Annotated in this window: 14 protein-coding genes; 3 read left to right on the top strand and 11 right to left on the bottom strand. The window is 62.7% G+C overall.

The window, feature by feature from the left end; all coding sequences use genetic code 11:
- Positions 1-8: 8 nt before the first annotated feature.
- Complete coding sequence (locus AAIH46_RS15320; protein WP_430306828.1) at positions 9-152, top strand: hypothetical protein; 144 nt, start codon at positions 9-11, stop codon at positions 150-152.
- Positions 153-284: 132 nt separating this feature from the next.
- Here AAIH46_RS15320 and AAIH46_RS15315 read toward each other — a convergent pair whose 3' ends face one another.
- A complete protein-coding gene (locus AAIH46_RS15315) occupies positions 285-1,085 on the bottom strand; it encodes an SDR family NAD(P)-dependent oxidoreductase (protein WP_430306827.1) in 801 nt (266 codons plus the stop codon).
- A gap of 359 nt (positions 1,086-1,444) precedes the next feature.
- On the opposite strand from AAIH46_RS15315, the gene AAIH46_RS15310 reads away from it, so the two are divergent.
- Positions 1,445-1,828, top strand: coding sequence for a response regulator (locus AAIH46_RS15310; RefSeq protein WP_430306826.1), 384 nt, complete (start codon positions 1,445-1,447; stop codon positions 1,826-1,828).
- On the opposite strand, the gene AAIH46_RS15305 is transcribed toward AAIH46_RS15310, so the two are convergent.
- The 9 genes from AAIH46_RS15305 to AAIH46_RS15265 all read right to left on the bottom strand — a co-directional run bounded on the left by AAIH46_RS15305 (position 1,781) and on the right by AAIH46_RS15265 (position 13,692).
- On the bottom strand, positions 1,781-2,872 hold the full coding sequence (locus AAIH46_RS15305; protein WP_430306825.1) for a sensor histidine kinase: 1,092 nt from the start codon (positions 2,870-2,872) through the stop codon (positions 1,781-1,783). The two genes, AAIH46_RS15310 and AAIH46_RS15305, sit on opposite strands and share 48 nt — an antisense overlap.
- On the bottom strand, positions 2,859-3,317 hold the full coding sequence (locus AAIH46_RS15300) for a response regulator (RefSeq protein ID WP_430306824.1): 459 nt from the start codon (positions 3,315-3,317) through the stop codon (positions 2,859-2,861). Before AAIH46_RS15300 ends, AAIH46_RS15305 begins: the two co-directional genes overlap by 14 nt.
- Positions 3,310-5,508, bottom strand: a complete 2,199-nt coding sequence (locus tag AAIH46_RS15295; protein WP_430306823.1) for an ATP-binding protein — start codon at positions 5,506-5,508, stop codon at positions 3,310-3,312. The genes AAIH46_RS15300 and AAIH46_RS15295 overlap by 8 nt, the downstream gene beginning before the upstream one ends.
- A 448-nt stretch (positions 5,509-5,956) precedes the next feature.
- Complete coding sequence (gene repC / locus AAIH46_RS15290; protein ID WP_430306822.1) at positions 5,957-7,162, bottom strand: plasmid replication protein RepC; 1,206 nt, start codon at positions 7,160-7,162, stop codon at positions 5,957-5,959.
- Between the two features lie 267 nt (positions 7,163-7,429).
- A complete protein-coding gene (gene repB / locus AAIH46_RS15285) occupies positions 7,430-8,473 on the bottom strand; it encodes a plasmid partitioning protein RepB (protein WP_430306821.1) in 1,044 nt (347 codons plus the stop codon).
- 19 nt (positions 8,474-8,492) lie between these two features.
- Entirely contained in the window at positions 8,493-9,728 is a 1,236-nt protein-coding gene (gene repA / locus AAIH46_RS15280; protein WP_430306820.1) for a plasmid partitioning protein RepA, read from the bottom strand.
- Between the two features lie 291 nt (positions 9,729-10,019).
- Positions 10,020-11,987, bottom strand: a complete 1,968-nt coding sequence (gene fhuB, locus AAIH46_RS15275; protein WP_430306819.1) for a Fe(3+)-hydroxamate ABC transporter permease FhuB — start codon at positions 11,985-11,987, stop codon at positions 10,020-10,022.
- Positions 11,984-12,883, bottom strand: a complete 900-nt coding sequence (locus tag AAIH46_RS15270; RefSeq protein WP_430306818.1) for an iron-siderophore ABC transporter substrate-binding protein — start codon at positions 12,881-12,883, stop codon at positions 11,984-11,986. The genes fhuB and AAIH46_RS15270 overlap by 4 nt, the downstream gene beginning before the upstream one ends.
- On the bottom strand, positions 12,877-13,692 hold the full coding sequence (locus tag AAIH46_RS15265) for an ATP-binding cassette domain-containing protein (protein WP_430306817.1): 816 nt from the start codon (positions 13,690-13,692) through the stop codon (positions 12,877-12,879). The genes AAIH46_RS15270 and AAIH46_RS15265 overlap by 7 nt, the downstream gene beginning before the upstream one ends.
- A gap of 224 nt (positions 13,693-13,916) precedes the next feature.
- On the opposite strand from AAIH46_RS15265, the gene AAIH46_RS15260 reads away from it, so the two are divergent.
- Positions 13,917-14,615 carry a pirin family protein gene (locus tag AAIH46_RS15260; RefSeq protein ID WP_430306816.1) on the top strand — a complete coding sequence of 233 codons (699 nt, stop codon included), beginning with the start codon at positions 13,917-13,919 and terminating at the stop codon, positions 14,613-14,615.
- 41 nt (positions 14,616-14,656) lie between these two features.
- Here AAIH46_RS15260 and AAIH46_RS15255 read toward each other — a convergent pair whose 3' ends face one another.
- Positions 14,657-15,571, bottom strand: a complete 915-nt coding sequence (locus AAIH46_RS15255) for an SMP-30/gluconolactonase/LRE family protein (protein ID WP_430307333.1) — start codon at positions 15,569-15,571, stop codon at positions 14,657-14,659.
- Positions 15,572-15,587 lie beyond the last annotated feature (16 nt).

Genomic DNA, 15,587 nt, shown 5'->3' with positions numbered 1-15,587 from the left:
AGGATCCAATGGAAGCCAAGACCGATACACCTCAGGAGCAGCCTGCCGAAGGCGATCGCGACACGATCGACCGCGAGCTGAAGCGCCAGGACGAGAAGCTGGCCAAGGACAATCGCAAGACAATGGACAAGGGCGAGCCGGCCAAGGACTAGGCTGACCTTCTCAGATCATATCCTATGACCAACGAAAAACCCCGTAGCGCGTCAGCGCAGCGGGGTCTTTCCGATTGCATCGCTCAAGCAGCAGCCGGCCGACCCTGTCGCCCGGCCAACTGCGCTGACAGTTCAGTGCTTGTGGTCGTTCGGCTCGGCCATCTTTCGATGCGCTGCCGCGAGAGCGCCCGCCGGTGTGACGTTCGCGAGCGCCGACTGCAGCTTGTTCTTCCAGCCGGTGACAACGTCACCTTCGCCATCCATCATCGCCTCATAGCCGAGCTTGGCGACCATCACCGGGTCGTCCTTCTTCATCTGGCCGACCGAGGTGTTCTGCAGTTCGGCGCGCTCGAAGAATTCCGTATCGGTCGGACCCGGCATGAGGCAGGTGACGCTGACGCCCGTGCCCTTCAACTCGTCCCGAAGCGCAAACGAGAAGCTGTTGATGAAGGCCTTGGTGGCGTTGTAGACCGCCTGGAAGCTTCCCGGCATGAAGCCGGCGATCGACCCGGTCAGGAGGATACGTCCCTCGCCGCGCCGGCGCATGTCGTTGCCGATGGCGTGAACGAGCGAGATCGTCCCTGACACGTTGGTGTTGACGACCCGCAGAGCCGCCTCCAGGTCCTCGTCGAGGAAACCCTCCCCAAGGCCCCGGCCGGCATTTGCGAGCAGAAGATCGACCGGACGGCCGAGCGACCGAACCGCAGACGAGAGACGCTCCACGCCTTCCGTCGTCGCAAGATCCACCTGCATTGCCTGCACCTGGACGCCGAATTCCTTGAGGCTGGCGGCAGCACGCTCGATCTCCGCCTCGTCCGCGGCGATCACCAGATCGTAGCCATCCTGAGCGGCACGCTTGGCGAGTTCGTAACCGATACCTGTGGACGCACCGGTGACCAATGCGAGGCCCTTGCTTGCCTGGACTGGGTTCATGTCGTTCTCCTTCCGTAAGACCTGGGAAAGCGCCGGTTGTTCAGGCGCGTTGACGTGTCAACGCCATGCGCGATGCACGTTCGCAAGACGCCTCCGGAACATCGTCTGCAGAACGCCAGCCGTCATGACCGTCATCCGGTCGAACCGGCCAGGCCTGCCAATGTTCCTCCCGGACAACGTGAGCTTTCCAGCCTGCCATCCGCAACGGTACCGCCGGTCGGGCCTGATGCAGAGCGATCTCACCGGCTTGGAAAAAGCATGGTTCGGACGCACTGCTACTTGAAAATGACGGCGCCAGCGGCAATTACCGACTGGCCGATCAAGCTGGATCAACAGAGTATGAGTGCGTGAATACAGCCTTGCGTGGACGCCGTTCCGCCATCCTGGTCCTGGAAGACGACATGCTTCTGGCGATGGACATGGAAGACCATCTGACGGACCTGGGATTCGAGGTTGTCGGCCCGTTCTGCCGAGTGTCGCAGGCGCTCGAAGCCATCCCCGAGCTCGATCTCGTCGGCGCAGTCGTCGATCTCAACCTGAACGGCGAATTTTCTTTTCCGGTGATCGACTGCTTGAAGCGGCACAACGTGCCGGTTGTCGTCTGCAGCGGCTATGCAGAACTTCCCGAACTGCGCTCGAAGCTTGGGGAGCTTCCGCTTCTCCCCAAACCCTGGAGCCCCGTCGGTCTCGAGAAGCTAGTGTCTGAAGTCTTCAGTCCCATGCAGGCCGAAGCTGGAGAGTGACGCGCCCGGCGCCGCTTCTTCAATCGGTCGAAGCGGAAAAGCGATCGTGCAGGTCAGGCCTTCCTTCGCATAATCCATTTCGGTTTCTCCCAGCAGCTCATACTCGATCGTCCGCTTGATCAGCGTCGTGCCGAAGCTCTGAATGCCGGGCTGCGAAACCTCCGGACCGCCGCGCTCCTGCCAGCGGAAGTTTACCATCTCATCGCCGTTTTCGCGTCGATCGATCGACCAGGACAAGAGCACCCTGCCGCTGTCGTTGCTCAGCGATCCGTATTTGATGGCGTTGGTGATGAGTTCGTTCAACACCATGCTGAAGGCGAGAGCCGATTTCGGATCGAACGGCGTATAGGAGCCGGCAGCGACATCGACACGGTTTGCATGATGGGCCTTGGCGGCAAGCGTCCGCTGCACGACATCCATCAGGCTGGCACGGTTCCAGTTCGTCTCGAACAGCAGCGCATGCGCATCTGCCATGGCGCGCAGACGGCCCATCAGGTTTTCGACATAGTCCTCGACACTGCCGGTGTTGCGGGCCGTCCGTCGGACGATCGACATGACCATCGCCATCGTGTTCTTCACCCGGTGGCTGAGTTCACGCACCAGAAGCTCGCGGTGCAGTTCGCCGCGACGGCGTTCCGCACGCTCGTTCGCCTCGGCGAGCGCCCGTTCGACGGCAGCCGCGAGACGGATCAGCCGCTGCTTCAGCACATAATCGGTCGCACCGCGCCGAAAACTCTCGATCGCCGCCTCTTCGCCCAGCACGCCTGACACGAAGATGAACGGCGTCTCCGGAACACGGCTGTGAGCCAGCTGAAGTGCCGCCATTCCATCGAAATCCGGGAGGGAAAAGTCGGCAAGGATAACGTCGTAGCCGATATCGTCGAGCGCCGCGATGAATTCGGCACGATTGACGGCGCGCCGCACCTCGGGCGCCGGCTGCAACTGTTCCAGATGCTGGCAGATCAGTTCCGCGTCGAGGTTGCTGTCTTCCAGCAGCAGAATCCGGGCCGGATCGCGGTGCTGCTGATGTTCAAAGCTTGCCATTGCGTATCTGTCCTGGTGGCGGTTCGTTGAGCAGTGCCCAGAAGACACCGAGATCCTGAATAGCCTTGAAGAATTCCGTGAACTCCACCGGCTTTACCACGAAGGCATTGACGCCGAGTTCGTAGCTGCGGACCAGATCCAGCTCCTCGCGTGAAGACGTGAGCATGACGATCGGAATATGTCGCAGCCGTTCATTCTTCTTGACCCTTTCTAGCACCTCGAGACCGTCCATCTTCGGCAGCTTGAGATCGAGCAAAACCACCGTCGGATCCCCATGCGGCCGGTTATGGAAGCTACCCGAGGCCGTCAGATATTCCATCGCCTCGGCGCCATCGCGGGCGATGATGATCTCGTTCGCCAGCTGGCACTTTTCCAGCGCCGCCAAAGTCAGTTCAAGGTCGCGAGGACTATCCTCGACAAGTAGTATCGGACGCAATTCAGGCAATAGCGCGGCCTTTCCTTTCGGCTGACGGCAAGGCGAAGGTGAAGCATGCACCCCGATCGATTTCGCCTTCCGCTTTGATGCTCCCATTGTGACGATCGACTATCCGGCGCACCAAAGCCAGACCGATCCCCGTTCCTTCAAAATCTTCAGCCCGCTGCAGCCGTTGAAAGACGCCGAAAAGCTTGCCGACATAGGTCATGTCGAACCCGACGCCGTTATCCCGCACCCAGTAGAGCATCATGTCGCCCACCTGTTCGCCGCCAATGCTGATCTCCGCCTGCTCGCGCGTGCTTGTGTATTTCACGGCATTGTCAACAAGGTTGAACCACACCTGGCGCAGTAGCGTCGCATCGCCGTTGGCGACGGGCAGCTTGCCGACCGACCAGTTGATGCTGCGTTCCATATGGGACAGCTTCATCGTCCGCACGACCTCGGCAGCCAGCTTGTCCATATCGACCGGACGGTTGGTGATGGACGCCCGTCCGAGCTGGGAGAAGTGCAGCAGGTCGTCGACGAGCCGGCCGGCTGAAACCGCGGCGTCGGAGATCGTCTGCAGATAGTGCTGCGATTTTTCATCCAGCAACGTCTCCCGCTCCCGCAGCAGTTGCGCGAAGCCAACGATGTGACGGAACGGCGCCCGCAGATCGTGGGACACGGAGTAGGAGAATGCCTCCAGCTCCTGGTTGGACCGTTGCAGCTCGTTGCTGATCTCGGCGAGTTCCTCCGCCTTGCGCAGTACGACGCCGACGATCGTCGATCGCAGCTCACGCGCAGCGGCACGTTCCGCCTCCTGCCAGGGCGAGGCCTGCATGCGGACCAGCTCCCGCCATGCATCGAAAGACACGCGTGGATGGATGCGTCCGCTCTCCTTCACCAGCTTGTGCGGATCGCCGCCCCATTTGACGGTCCGCACCACCTCCGGACGGAACCAGATAAGCCAGTTCGGGTAGAGTTCCGAAATCCTAATGGCGATGATGCCGCTCGCGAGATGCGAGAACGAGGCAGCGGGGGCATATTCCAGCGCCAGCGCATCGGTTGCGTGGAAATCCCCATCCTGGCGCTCCGACAGCCAGGCGATGATACCGCGAACCGAAGCCTCATCCGGCACATTTCCGACCGGGCGGTAAGCGCTGTCGGTCACCAGCACTGCGCCTGCCGCGTTGACCTGGGAGAGAAGAAGCTCATCCTCGCCAGCCAGACCATCAACCCAGTCGTCAGCTGACGACATCCGCGCCAGTAACCGGCTGGTCACCTGCGCCAGCTCGACGCGGCTTGCCGCATCCTCCGTGCGTTCCTGCGCCGAAATTCGCATCGCCAGCGACTGGGCCAGGAAATCACAACTCTCGCGAATGGAATGCGGCACGAGATGAGCCATGACGCTGTGGCAGGAAATCAGTCCCCACAGCTTTCCGTCCACCATGATCGACACCGACATCGACGAGCCGGTGCCCATGTTGCGCATGTATTCCAGATGCACGGGCGAGACGCTGCGCAGCTGGGCAAAGCCGAGATCGAGGGGTGCGCCGGTCGCCGGATCGTCTGACGGCTCGATCGGCACTGGCATGTAATCTGCATCGGGAATGATGCGCAGGCGATTGGTCGCATAGAGCGCCCGGGCCTGGGCGGGGATATCACCGCTCGGGAAGCGCAGGTCGAGATAGGAGGGCAGGTTGCCATTGCCGGCTTCGGCCACCACCTGACCGTTCCAGGACGTATCGAACCTGTAGACAAGGACGCGATCGAACCCGGTCAGTCGCTGAACGAACTGCGCCGACGTATCCAGCGAGGACGGGATATCCGGCTGGCTGGCCAGCCGCTGCGCAAAGCTGCGCATTGAAGCGAACACCTGGTCCAGCGGACGCGGATCGGCCGGTTCGACCTCGACAACGACCGATCCGCCGGATCGGTGGGCGATCATCGTCATCTGCACGCCCGTCAGCGATGTCTGGAAGAATGCCTCGTCGCTTCGATACCAGTTGGAGATCGCTTCCAGATGATTGGCGATCTCGCCTTCCGGCCTAGCGGAGAGCCTGACCATTTCACCAAGGTGGCAACGCAGATTGGCACTAGCCTGCACGACCACCCAGTCCTCCGGGCGCAACACGAAGAGCGCGCCATGCGGCTGGATTGCGGCCGGGATGCGGATGGGCTCGCTGGCGCAAGCTTCGAGATCCTGATCCGTTGGATTCAAAGGGCGGCTCCAATGGCAAGATTGTCTGCAAGCGAGAAATGCCAGCTAAACCCGCGATTTGGTTGACGGAGAGAAACGAATATCCAGCTGAGAATAGATGCCAGGTGGCAAATGTAAACGTCCCTGCCAGAAATTCGATCCGGCAGTCGCCGTAGATATCCGCAGATGTCGCAAGTCGTGCGGCAGCGGCATGAATGCGAGCATTCCAGGTGACGACGGACATCGAAAGAGAGCATGCATCCTGCGGCGATGGCAACGAGATTGGACGAAGCAACCTCTAACATACTCTCCGCCGCGTGCCAAAGAACTGGCAGGCCCACTCGCAAACCGCCATGCAAATGTTTCTCGCCAACCCTTCAGGTTCTCAACCGTCGGGCAGGGCGCGAGCCAGACGTCGCGACATGCCCGACCCCTAGAGTGCAACCTCCGAACCGGAGCGCAACACGCGTCACGCCTTCAGCGCTTTCAACATGGGTTGAACGGAGAACCTGCCTTTTTCCGCCTTGCGGGTCAGATCGCGCAGGTAACCGCCAGGGGAGCGGATATCTTCGGCACGTTCGAGTATGGCCGCAACGACGATCGCGGAGTCGATTTCGCCCATCGCCTTGCGCGCCTCCGCCCAGGCACTCGGACTGATCCCGAGCATTGAGCGGACGAGATCCGCCGTCGCCACAACATCCTTCCAGGATTTGATGCCGTCACGGGCGTAATCCTTGAGTTGCGGGCAGCAGGAAAGGAACTGCTTCAGCCCGATCGATGAACTGCGCCGAGGGGAAGGTTCATCCGCGCTGGCGGCCGGCCGGGTATTTGGGTCAATGCCGTTTAATTCAGAATTTAGGTCTGTATTTGAATTCTGAATATGGCGCTCAGAAGCGGACTCATTGGCGCTCATTTCTTCTTCGGAAAGACTATTTAGGTAGGCTGCCTCAACCTCCGCACGCAGGCGCAGGAGCGCATCGGCCCGCTGCTTCAGCAAGGAGGCGTCGGCAACACGCGGTACTCTCCCGGAAAGAGCCACCAGCCTGAGCGAAAAGTCCTCCCAGTCTCCCGTGCGGTTTTCGTGCAGCGCCGCCTCGATCGTCTTTGCGACGTCCCTGAGATGAAGGGTCATTTCCGCACGGATTCTCGCTACCTGTCGCGCCCTCTCCCGCTCCGCGTCCGCTTGCGTGAAGATCTCTGCTGCGCGCAAGGCAAGCGGTGCCAGATCGAAGCCGAAGGCGTTCTCGACAAGCCCGCTGTCATTCCTCTGCGCATAGCGCTTGCCGTTGGCACTGTCGCGGCGGAAGATGAACCCGGCATCGACCAAAGCGGCGAGATGCCGCCGCAGCGTTGCGGGCGACATTCCACGGCAGCGGATCGAGAGTTCTGCGTTGGAGGGAAAGACGATGATCGGTGATTTGCCGTCCAGCCGACGATCCTGATGAAAGCTGGTCAGCGCTTCGAGCACCGCGATCGAACGGTCGGAGAGACCATAGATATCGCGGGCTTCGGTCAGGGCACGGATCAACTGCCACTTCTCCGCCGTACCGGTTTCATTGCCGCCTTCGCCGTTGCGCAGCCGCTCCTGGTGGCGTTCTGCATCCCGCATGCGGACAAAATTTTTCGCGCGCAAAGGCGCGCCGCCGAATGGCGTCGTTGCCAATCTGTCGACCATGGTCGTCTCCGTTCGGAGGCAAGCGGGTCCTTCGACGGCAGCCATCAGGCGTCAGAACGCAGCTTCGGGATCGGCAAAAATGCCGCCGACTCTTGACTTTCGACCTTGGAAGTGATTCTCTCGAATTGCTACATAGAAGAGGGCTTCCGAAATGGTGACGTTTTGGGGGCCTTTTTTCTTGCTCTCGTGTTTCCTTTCGAGCGTCAGTTAGATGCAGTGGCCCGAAGGCCTGTCCGTCGTCCCGCGCGGGCTTGATCCCGCCGCCGCTCAGCCGGTCTTTCGGGACGCCAGGAACCTGTTGTAGTGATCGGCGAGAACCTCTGCAGCCTCGTCTAGGAAGGCGGGATCGACCTCCGCCGAGAAATCGATGCGGGCGGTGCGCCCATCGCGCCGCATGCGGGCGAATGGCCGACCGCGAGCGTCCTTCACGTCAAAGGCCTTCGGTGATGCGGCTTTCGGAGCCTGCGACAACCGATCGAACAGCATCTGGAATCGGCCGTCGCTATCGGCCCTGAGGAAATCCGACTTCGCCGTCACGGCATCGGCTTCACCGCGCCGATCCTCCCGCTGCAGCAGTTCGCCGAGCTTCATCCAGCGATCGCGACCTGCCTTCGGCGCTGCACCGATAACCCGGATGTACCGCTCGGGAACCGCGTCAACGACCTGCATGAGGCGCGACAGTTCACTCTTCTGGACGGATAGCGCTTCGCCGATGACCTTGCGTTCAAAGCCGCGGCCGGCAAGATTGCGGGCAAAGATCGCGCGCTCGATAAACGACAGATTGCGGCGCTCGGCATTTTCCTTGCCCTGCGCCAGGACCAGCTCGTCATCCGAAAGCGGACGCACGACCGCCTTGATCGGAATGCCGAGGCGCGAGGCCGCCCGTATGCGGCGGTGACCATAGGCGGTCTGATAGTGACCCTCGACAGTCGGGTGAGGACGCAGCAGCACCGGCACCTGCTGGCCGCTGTCGCGCATGCTGTCCACAAGTGCCAGGAAGTCTTCGTCGTCATGATCGGCGATCTGTAGACGATCCTCGACGAATGATGCTTCGATCCGGTCGGTCGGCACCGAGAGAATGCGCTCGCCGTCATTAAGGGCCTGGCGGAGCGCACGCGCCTCCTCGGCATCCTTGGCGATAGAGCCGAGCGACAGTCCCATGGCCTTGATGGCGCCGGAAGCCGAGCGTGGCACCGGCGTCTCCTTGCCTTCCGCGGCATCGGACGGCGTCACGGACGGCTTTGCAGGCGCCGGGGACAGACCTCCGCCGAACAGCGCCTTTAGCTCGTTTTTGCGGCTACCCACCATCATCTTACCCTTCCCACCCGGGTCACCAGCCCCAGGCCGAATGTATCAATGCTTCGACTTCACCATTGACCGCATTCATCGCCTCCACGGCGCGGTCGTAGGTGCTGCGTGTGAAGTTCTCGCGCCCGACTTCGTACAGCGTCTGCTTGGTCAGTCCGGCATCCGAGACGGCTGTCGACTTCAGCATCGGCGCCGTCAGCACGCGGTCGCCGAACAGCGAGCGCATGAACCCGACGATCTGCGTCTGGGGACCGTCGTTCGGTTCGAAGCGGGTCACCAGGTAGCGCAGGAAATCGAAGTTCAGCGTGCCGCCGGCTTCGCGCACAACCGACAGCAGGTCCGAGGTCATGAACAGGAACTGGTTCATCGACGCAACGTCGAGCATCTGCGGATGAACGGTCACGACCACAGAGGTGGAGGCACAAAGCGATGACAAGGTCAGGTAGCCGAGCTGTGGCGGGCAGTCGATCACCACCACGTCGTATCGATCTTCGACCGTATCGAGTGCCGCCTGGATGCGGGCGAAGAACAGCGGCCCGGAATCCTGGCCGCTCTGGCGGCGGGCCAAGGCCTGCGGCGTCTCGTGCTCGAATTCCTGCAGCTCGATATTGCCCGGCACGATATCAAGCCCGGTAAAATAGGTGGGGCGGATGATGTCGGACAGTGGCCGGGCTTCTGCATCGTAGCGGATCGCGCCGTACAGAGTGTCGTTGCCCGTGAGATCGAGTTCCGGCTGATAGCCGAACAGCGCCGAAAGCGAGGCCTGCGGGTCAAGGTCGATGGCAAGCACGCGATGACCGGTCAGCGCCAGATACTGGGCGAGGTGCACGGCAGAGGTCGTCTTGCCCGACCCGCCCTTGAAGTTCGTCACCGAGATAACCTGCATGTGCTCGTCGCGGGACGGATCGCGGTGCGGCAGGTAGGACCGCGCCTTGGCGTGGTTGCCCTTGGACAGTGCCTGGTCCGCCAAATAGGAGCGTAACGCGTTGATATCCGACAGCGAGTAGAACCGCCGACCGCCGGCACCGGTTTCCGGCTGTGGCCCCTCGCCCGCGAGCGACAGCTGGCGCAGATAGCCGTCGGAAACGCCGATCAGCTTGGCCGCCTCGCCCGACGAGAATGCCCGCAGCGTCTTGCTCGCCGTCGGCGGAAACAGCCGCTCGCGCATCGACTTCAGCTGCTCGGACAGAGCCTGGGCATCGGCAGCAATGGTCGCGTCGGCCGGCTGGCGCATCTCCGCACCGGCTTGCGTCTTCATTTTGATTGCCTTGCTGCGCGCCATCGACGGCATGTCCTTTTTTCTGTCACGCCGCGCTGTCAAAGTCGTCCTGACATACGCGACCGCCGAATCGATATCCTGATTCCATCCGTCCGCTCCATACGCCACATGCCTGAGTTAACAGCGACACACAACAGTAACGGCTTTTAACGGGATATTCGCTCGACTGCCGTAACAGAGTTGCAGCGCGTTCCGAGTCGCGTCAAGACTTGATTCGACAATCCCCCGCAAACGCTCGCTTGGGGCTGCGGGTTGGCAAACAAGAGCGCGCTACCCCGACCGCCGCATCAGCAGGACGAGGAAGGGCGCGCCGATGAGCGCCGAGACGATGCCGGCAGGGATTTCATACGGGTAGATCAGGCTCCTGCCGAGCCAATCAGCCAGCACCATCAGGATCGCACCGCACAGGGCTCCGCCCCAGATCTGCTCGCGGGCGCGCAGGAAGCCAAGCTGTGCGGCAAGATGCGGCCCCATCAGCCCGACGAAGCTCAGCGGCCCGACACTCATCGTGGCTGCCGCCGACAGGAGCCCGGCGAGCACCAGAAGCAGGATGCGCGACCGTTGCAGATGAACGCCGAGCGCGGTGGCCGCAGACGGACCGAGCGGAAGAAGATCCAGCCATCGACGGCAGAGGTGGCAGAGGCTGACGAGAACCGCCGCCGCACCAAGTGCAAGCAGAGCACTCTCCATGGTCGCGGTGTAGGTCGAGCCGCTCAGCCAGCGCAACAGGAAGATCGTCCGCGGATCGCCGCTCGCACCGATGATCCCGACGACGGCATCGACCATGGCGCTGAGCGCGATCCCGGCCAGCAACACCCGCTCCGGAGCCAGTCCCGACCGTGCCGCAAGCATGAAGATCACGCCGAGGACTGTCAGCGCGCCGATTGCACTAAAGCCTAGCTGGCCGAGCAGCCCCGGGACGCCGACGAGGAAGACGGCAACGGTCACGCCGAGCGTCGCGCCAGCGCTGACGCCGAGCAATTCGGGGCTCGCCATCTCGTTGCCGGTCAGCCGCTGCATGATGATGCCGGCGACCGCCAGTATGGCTCCGGACCCGAAGGCCGCAACGATCCGCGGCAGCCGCAGCGGCAGGATATCGGACCAGAGATCCGGGGGCAGCAAAGTCCAGCTGAGATCCGGAGCGCGTCCGAAGAACAGCACGACGGCCAGCAGGATCACCGCCAGCGCGAGTACGACCAAAAGCGGTCGACTTCCCCAGACCCGTCTGCTGTGCCGCGGCGCGCTCGCCTGGACCACCCGGTGGCGCGTCTTCAGCCTTGGCAGGAGAAGGAGCAGCAGCGGCGAGCCGAAGATGGCCGTCACCGCGCCGGTCGGCAGCAGGTCCGACCACACGCCGGCGGCAAGCAGCAACGCGCTGTCGGTGAGGAAGAGCAGGCTGGCGCCGATCAGCGTCGACCAGATCAGGAGTGGCGCAGGCCGCCTCGCCCCCGTCAGCCGTGCAATCGTCGGCGACACGAGGCCGATGAAGCCGATGACACCGACAGCACTGGTGACGAAGGCCGCCAATGCCACGGCGATGACCACGGCGGCGACCCTCAAATGGACGACCCTGAGCCCGAGCGCCGTCGCCCCGGCCTCGCCCAGCTCGTTGACGGCCAGCGGCCGAAGGATGAGTAGCGCCAGCAGCAGGCCGATGCCCAGTTTCGGAAGCAGCGACAACGGGATGGCCCAGCTCTGCTGGGACAGCGAGCCCGCTCCCCAGATGAACAGGCTGACGAGATAGCGTTCGTTGAGCATCAGCAGGACGGCAGAAAGCGCCCCGCACCAGAGGCTGACGACGAGGCCGGACATGACCAGCGAAAACGGCGAGAAGCTTCGGCGCGCCCCGAGAAGGAACACCAGACCGGCGGCGATGGCGCTCCCCATCAGCGCTACCAGATCGCGTCCTACGCCGAGCAGCCCCGGCATTACCAGCATGGCGCTGACGAGGGCGAGATTGGCGCCGGCCGAGATGCCGAGAGTGGTCGGCGAAGCCAGCGGGTTGCGCAGGATCTGCTGGAACAGCGCACCAGAAAGGGCAAGCGCTGCGCCGCAGATAAGGGCGGTCGCCATGCGTGGCAACAGCGAAAAGTAGAAGACCGTCTCGTCCATGCTGAGCGGCCGGCCGGCGGCTGGCAGAAGCGAATGCGTGCTCGCCTGCTGCCAGGCCAGCACCAGGGCCATTCCCATCAGCAGGCTTGTCACTGCCAGAGGGCCTAAATGCTGGCGCGCCGTCACGTGTTCGCCTCCAGATGCTCGGTAATCAGCCGGGCGAACCGCATCGCCTCGCTCAGCAGTCCGAACATCAGGGCGCCGGGCAGGATCGCAGTCTGTCCCGGGCGCGAAAACGGCAATTGCTGCCAGAGGGGGCTGTCCGACAGCTTCGGCAGGACATCGGCCGGCACCGGCTCGAAAGCGATGAGCTTTGCCCGCGGATCAGTGATGTCAGCCAACCGCTCGATGCCGATCGCCTCGAACCCCCAGAAGTTGCCGGGGTGCGGCCAGGCATTTTCGACACCGATCTTCTGAAGAACGTTCTGATAGAGACCCGGCGCCGAATAGATCCGCATATGCCGCGCGTCCATGAAGTTGACGAGTGCCAGCGGCGGCGGCGCGCGTTTCTCAAGGCGCCTGCGGCAGCTGTCTAGAAACTCTTCCGTCCGGGCGATCACGGCTTCGCCCTCTGCCGAACGTCCGACGCGCGCGGCGATCGCGCGTGTCGCGGAAACTGCCTTCGGCAGCACGTCGCCGCCTTCAGGCGTGAAGACACCATAAGACAGCACCGGCGCAACCTGCTCCAGGCGCGGTGTCAGCGCCGCGTTGAACGGCGTCGTCAGAATGAGATCGGGCCTCAGGCTTTCGAGCACCTCGAAATTGATCTCCCAGGAGGAGCCGAGATCGACCACCTCACCTGGCATTTCGGGTTCGATCACCCAGCGGTCCCAGTCCGCCAGCGATGCGACGGCGACTGGAACGATACCGAGCGACAGGAGCGTCGAGGCCATTCCGTAGTCGAGACTGGCAACCTTCAGAGTCGATGACGAAGCGCCAGCGACCTTCGGCAGGCAGAGACCGCCGGCCAGGAGGCCGAGAATCGAACGTCGCGATCGCGGGCTTTGCACGAGGGTCAGCATACGTAGGCGAGCGGAATGTCGAGCGCCGGATGGGCCGTCACGTTCATCTCGACGCCGTAGATGTCGCGCAGGGTCTGCGGGTTCATCAGGTCCGCGGCGGCGCCCGCAGCAATCAGCCTTCCCTGCTTCAGCGCATACAGCCTGTCGCAGAACCGGCACGCCATGTTGATGTCGTGCAGCACGATGATCACACTCAGGCCCTTCTCCCGCGACAGACGCCGCACGAGCGCCAGAACTTCCATCTGATGAGCGATGTCGAGCGCCGAGGTCGGCTCGTCCAGCAGCAGGCACCTTGCGTCCTGTGCCATCAACATTGCCAGCCAGGCGCGCTGCCGCTCGCCGCCGGAAAGCGTATCCACCAACCGGTCGGCGAACGCGTCCATATGGGTGAGCGCCAGCGCCTCCTCGACCTTCGAACGGTCGTTGTCGGTAAATCGGCCCAGCGCGCCATGCCACGGATAGCGGCCGCAGGCGACGAGTTCGCGCACGGTCATGCTGTTCGCCGCACTGACGTCCTGCGGCAGATAGGCAACCTCCCGCGCAAACTCCTGCGAGCCGATCGTCTCGACCGGCCTCCCGGCAAACGCGATCGAACCCGATGTCGCTCGCTGCTGGCGCGCCAGCAGCTTGAGCAAAGTGGACTTGCCGGACCCGTTGTGACCGACAAGTCCCGAGATCTCACCGGGACGGAAATCCACGGACACCTGGTCGAGAAGCGTTCTCCCGTCGACACTGAACGTCAGGGACACCGTACTGAATGCGTGACTGTCGCGAAGATCCGCGCTGGCTGCCGATACATTCCCGCCCATCGCCGTTTCCTGCGCCTGTGGTTGCTGTCCCGCCCCTACTAAATATGAGCCATCCAATCAACTTATTTCGGATCGGCTCATCTGCACGCGCGGAGGCCTGTCGCCTCATCCGCAACGAGGACTGTTGCGCCGGATGTAATAGAATGCTGAATTCGGTTGCTCTTATCTTGCAGGGTAATCTGCCTCATCTTCCTGGTATCAAAACAAGACCGAGGAGAGATGCCATGACGCTGATCCATGAAAATACCAATCGCGGCCATACCGATACCGGTTGGCTGAGGAGCGACCACACCTTCTCCTTCGGCGGATTTCAGGATCCGACGCGAATGGGCTATGGCGCCCTGCGGGTCATCAACGAAGATCGCATCGCGCCCGGCTCCGGTTTCTCCGAGCATGGCCATGCGGACATGGACATCATGACGATCGTGCTGGACGGCACGCTGGCCCACAAGGATACGCTGGGCAACCGTGTGACGATCAAGCCTGGCGAAGTACAGTTGATGTGTGCCGGTTCCGGTGTCCGCCATTCCGAAATGAACAACTCGGGCAAGGATCCGGCGCATTTCCTGCAGATCTGGCTGATCCCGGACACCATCGGCGGCGCGCCGAGCTACCAGCAGGCAGCCATCCCAGCGGCCGCCGGCGGTGACTGGACCCTTGTCGCGGGTGGCGAGGGAGACGGCGCGGCCCTGCGTCTCAATTCGGATACGCGGGTGTTCCTGGCCGAACCGGAAGCGGGTGACCGGACGCCTATTCCTGTTGCACCCGGCCGGAAGACATTCGTCCACATCATCGAAGGTCTGGCGATGATCGATGGCGAGCGGTTGGCCGGCGGTGACGGGCTGCAGGTCGGTGACGAAGTGCTGCCCGATATCGAGTGGGTCACCGAAGGTCGTGCCCTGCTCTTCGACATGCGCCGTTGATGCGCTAGCGGCCGCTCCCTCGATGGCGGCCGCACTGCGTCTCACGGATACTGCGCGCCGGTCGCCGCGACGTAGACCGAATAGAGCGAGTTAGTCGCGGTGATGAACAGGCGGTTGCGCTTCGGCCCACCGAACGCCAGGTTGGCGACCGTCTGCGGTACGAGGATCTTGCCGAGCAGTGTGCCGTCAGCCGCGAAGCAATGGACGCCATCGGCGGCACTCGTCCAGACATTGCCGTCGGTGTCGATCCGCAGGCCATCGGCGAGACCGTTGTCGATGGTGCAGAACACCTGGCCATTGACGAGCCTCATCCCGTCCACGACGTCGAAGACGCGGATATGGCGCGGCCACGTCTCGTCGTGGCTGGCAGCCGAATCGGCGATGTAGAGCAGCCTCTCGTCCGGCGAGAACGCCAGGCCATTCGGCTGGCCAAAATCCTCCGCGACGATCGACAGGCTGCCGTCTTGCGGATCGAGCCGAAAGACGTTGCGCGTCGGAAGCTCCGGCTCGGCCTGATAGCCCTCGTAGTTCGAGAGGATGCCGTAGCTCGGGTCGGTGAACCAGATGCTGCCGTCGGACTTCACCACCACGTCGTTGGGCGAATTCAACCTCTTCCCCTCGAAGCGGTCCGCCAGCACGGTGATGCTGCCGTCGGTTTCCGTGCGCGTGATGCGCCTTCCGCCATGTTCGCATGAAATCAGCCGCCCCTGCCGATCGCGGGTGTTGCCGTTGGCGAAGTTGGATGGCTGGCGGAATACCGATATGCCATGATCGGGCACGTAGCGAAGCATCCGCTGGTTCGGGATGTCGCTGAAGATCAGGCAGTCGAGATCGGCAAACCACACGGGGCCTTCTGCCCAGCGGCAGTCGCGGTACAGTTCCTCCAGCCGCGCGCTCTGGATTACCATGTGGCGGAAGCGGGGATCGTGGATCTCGTAGGGTGAAGCGGTCTGCATCGACATGGTGTCTATC

The organism is Rhizobium sp. 0TCS1.26, assembly GCF_050455525.1.
Lineage (GTDB): Bacteria > Pseudomonadota > Alphaproteobacteria > Rhizobiales > Rhizobiaceae > Neorhizobium.
The sequence above is the reverse complement of the archived record's forward strand: the minus strand, read 5'-3'. Positions and strand labels throughout refer to the sequence as shown.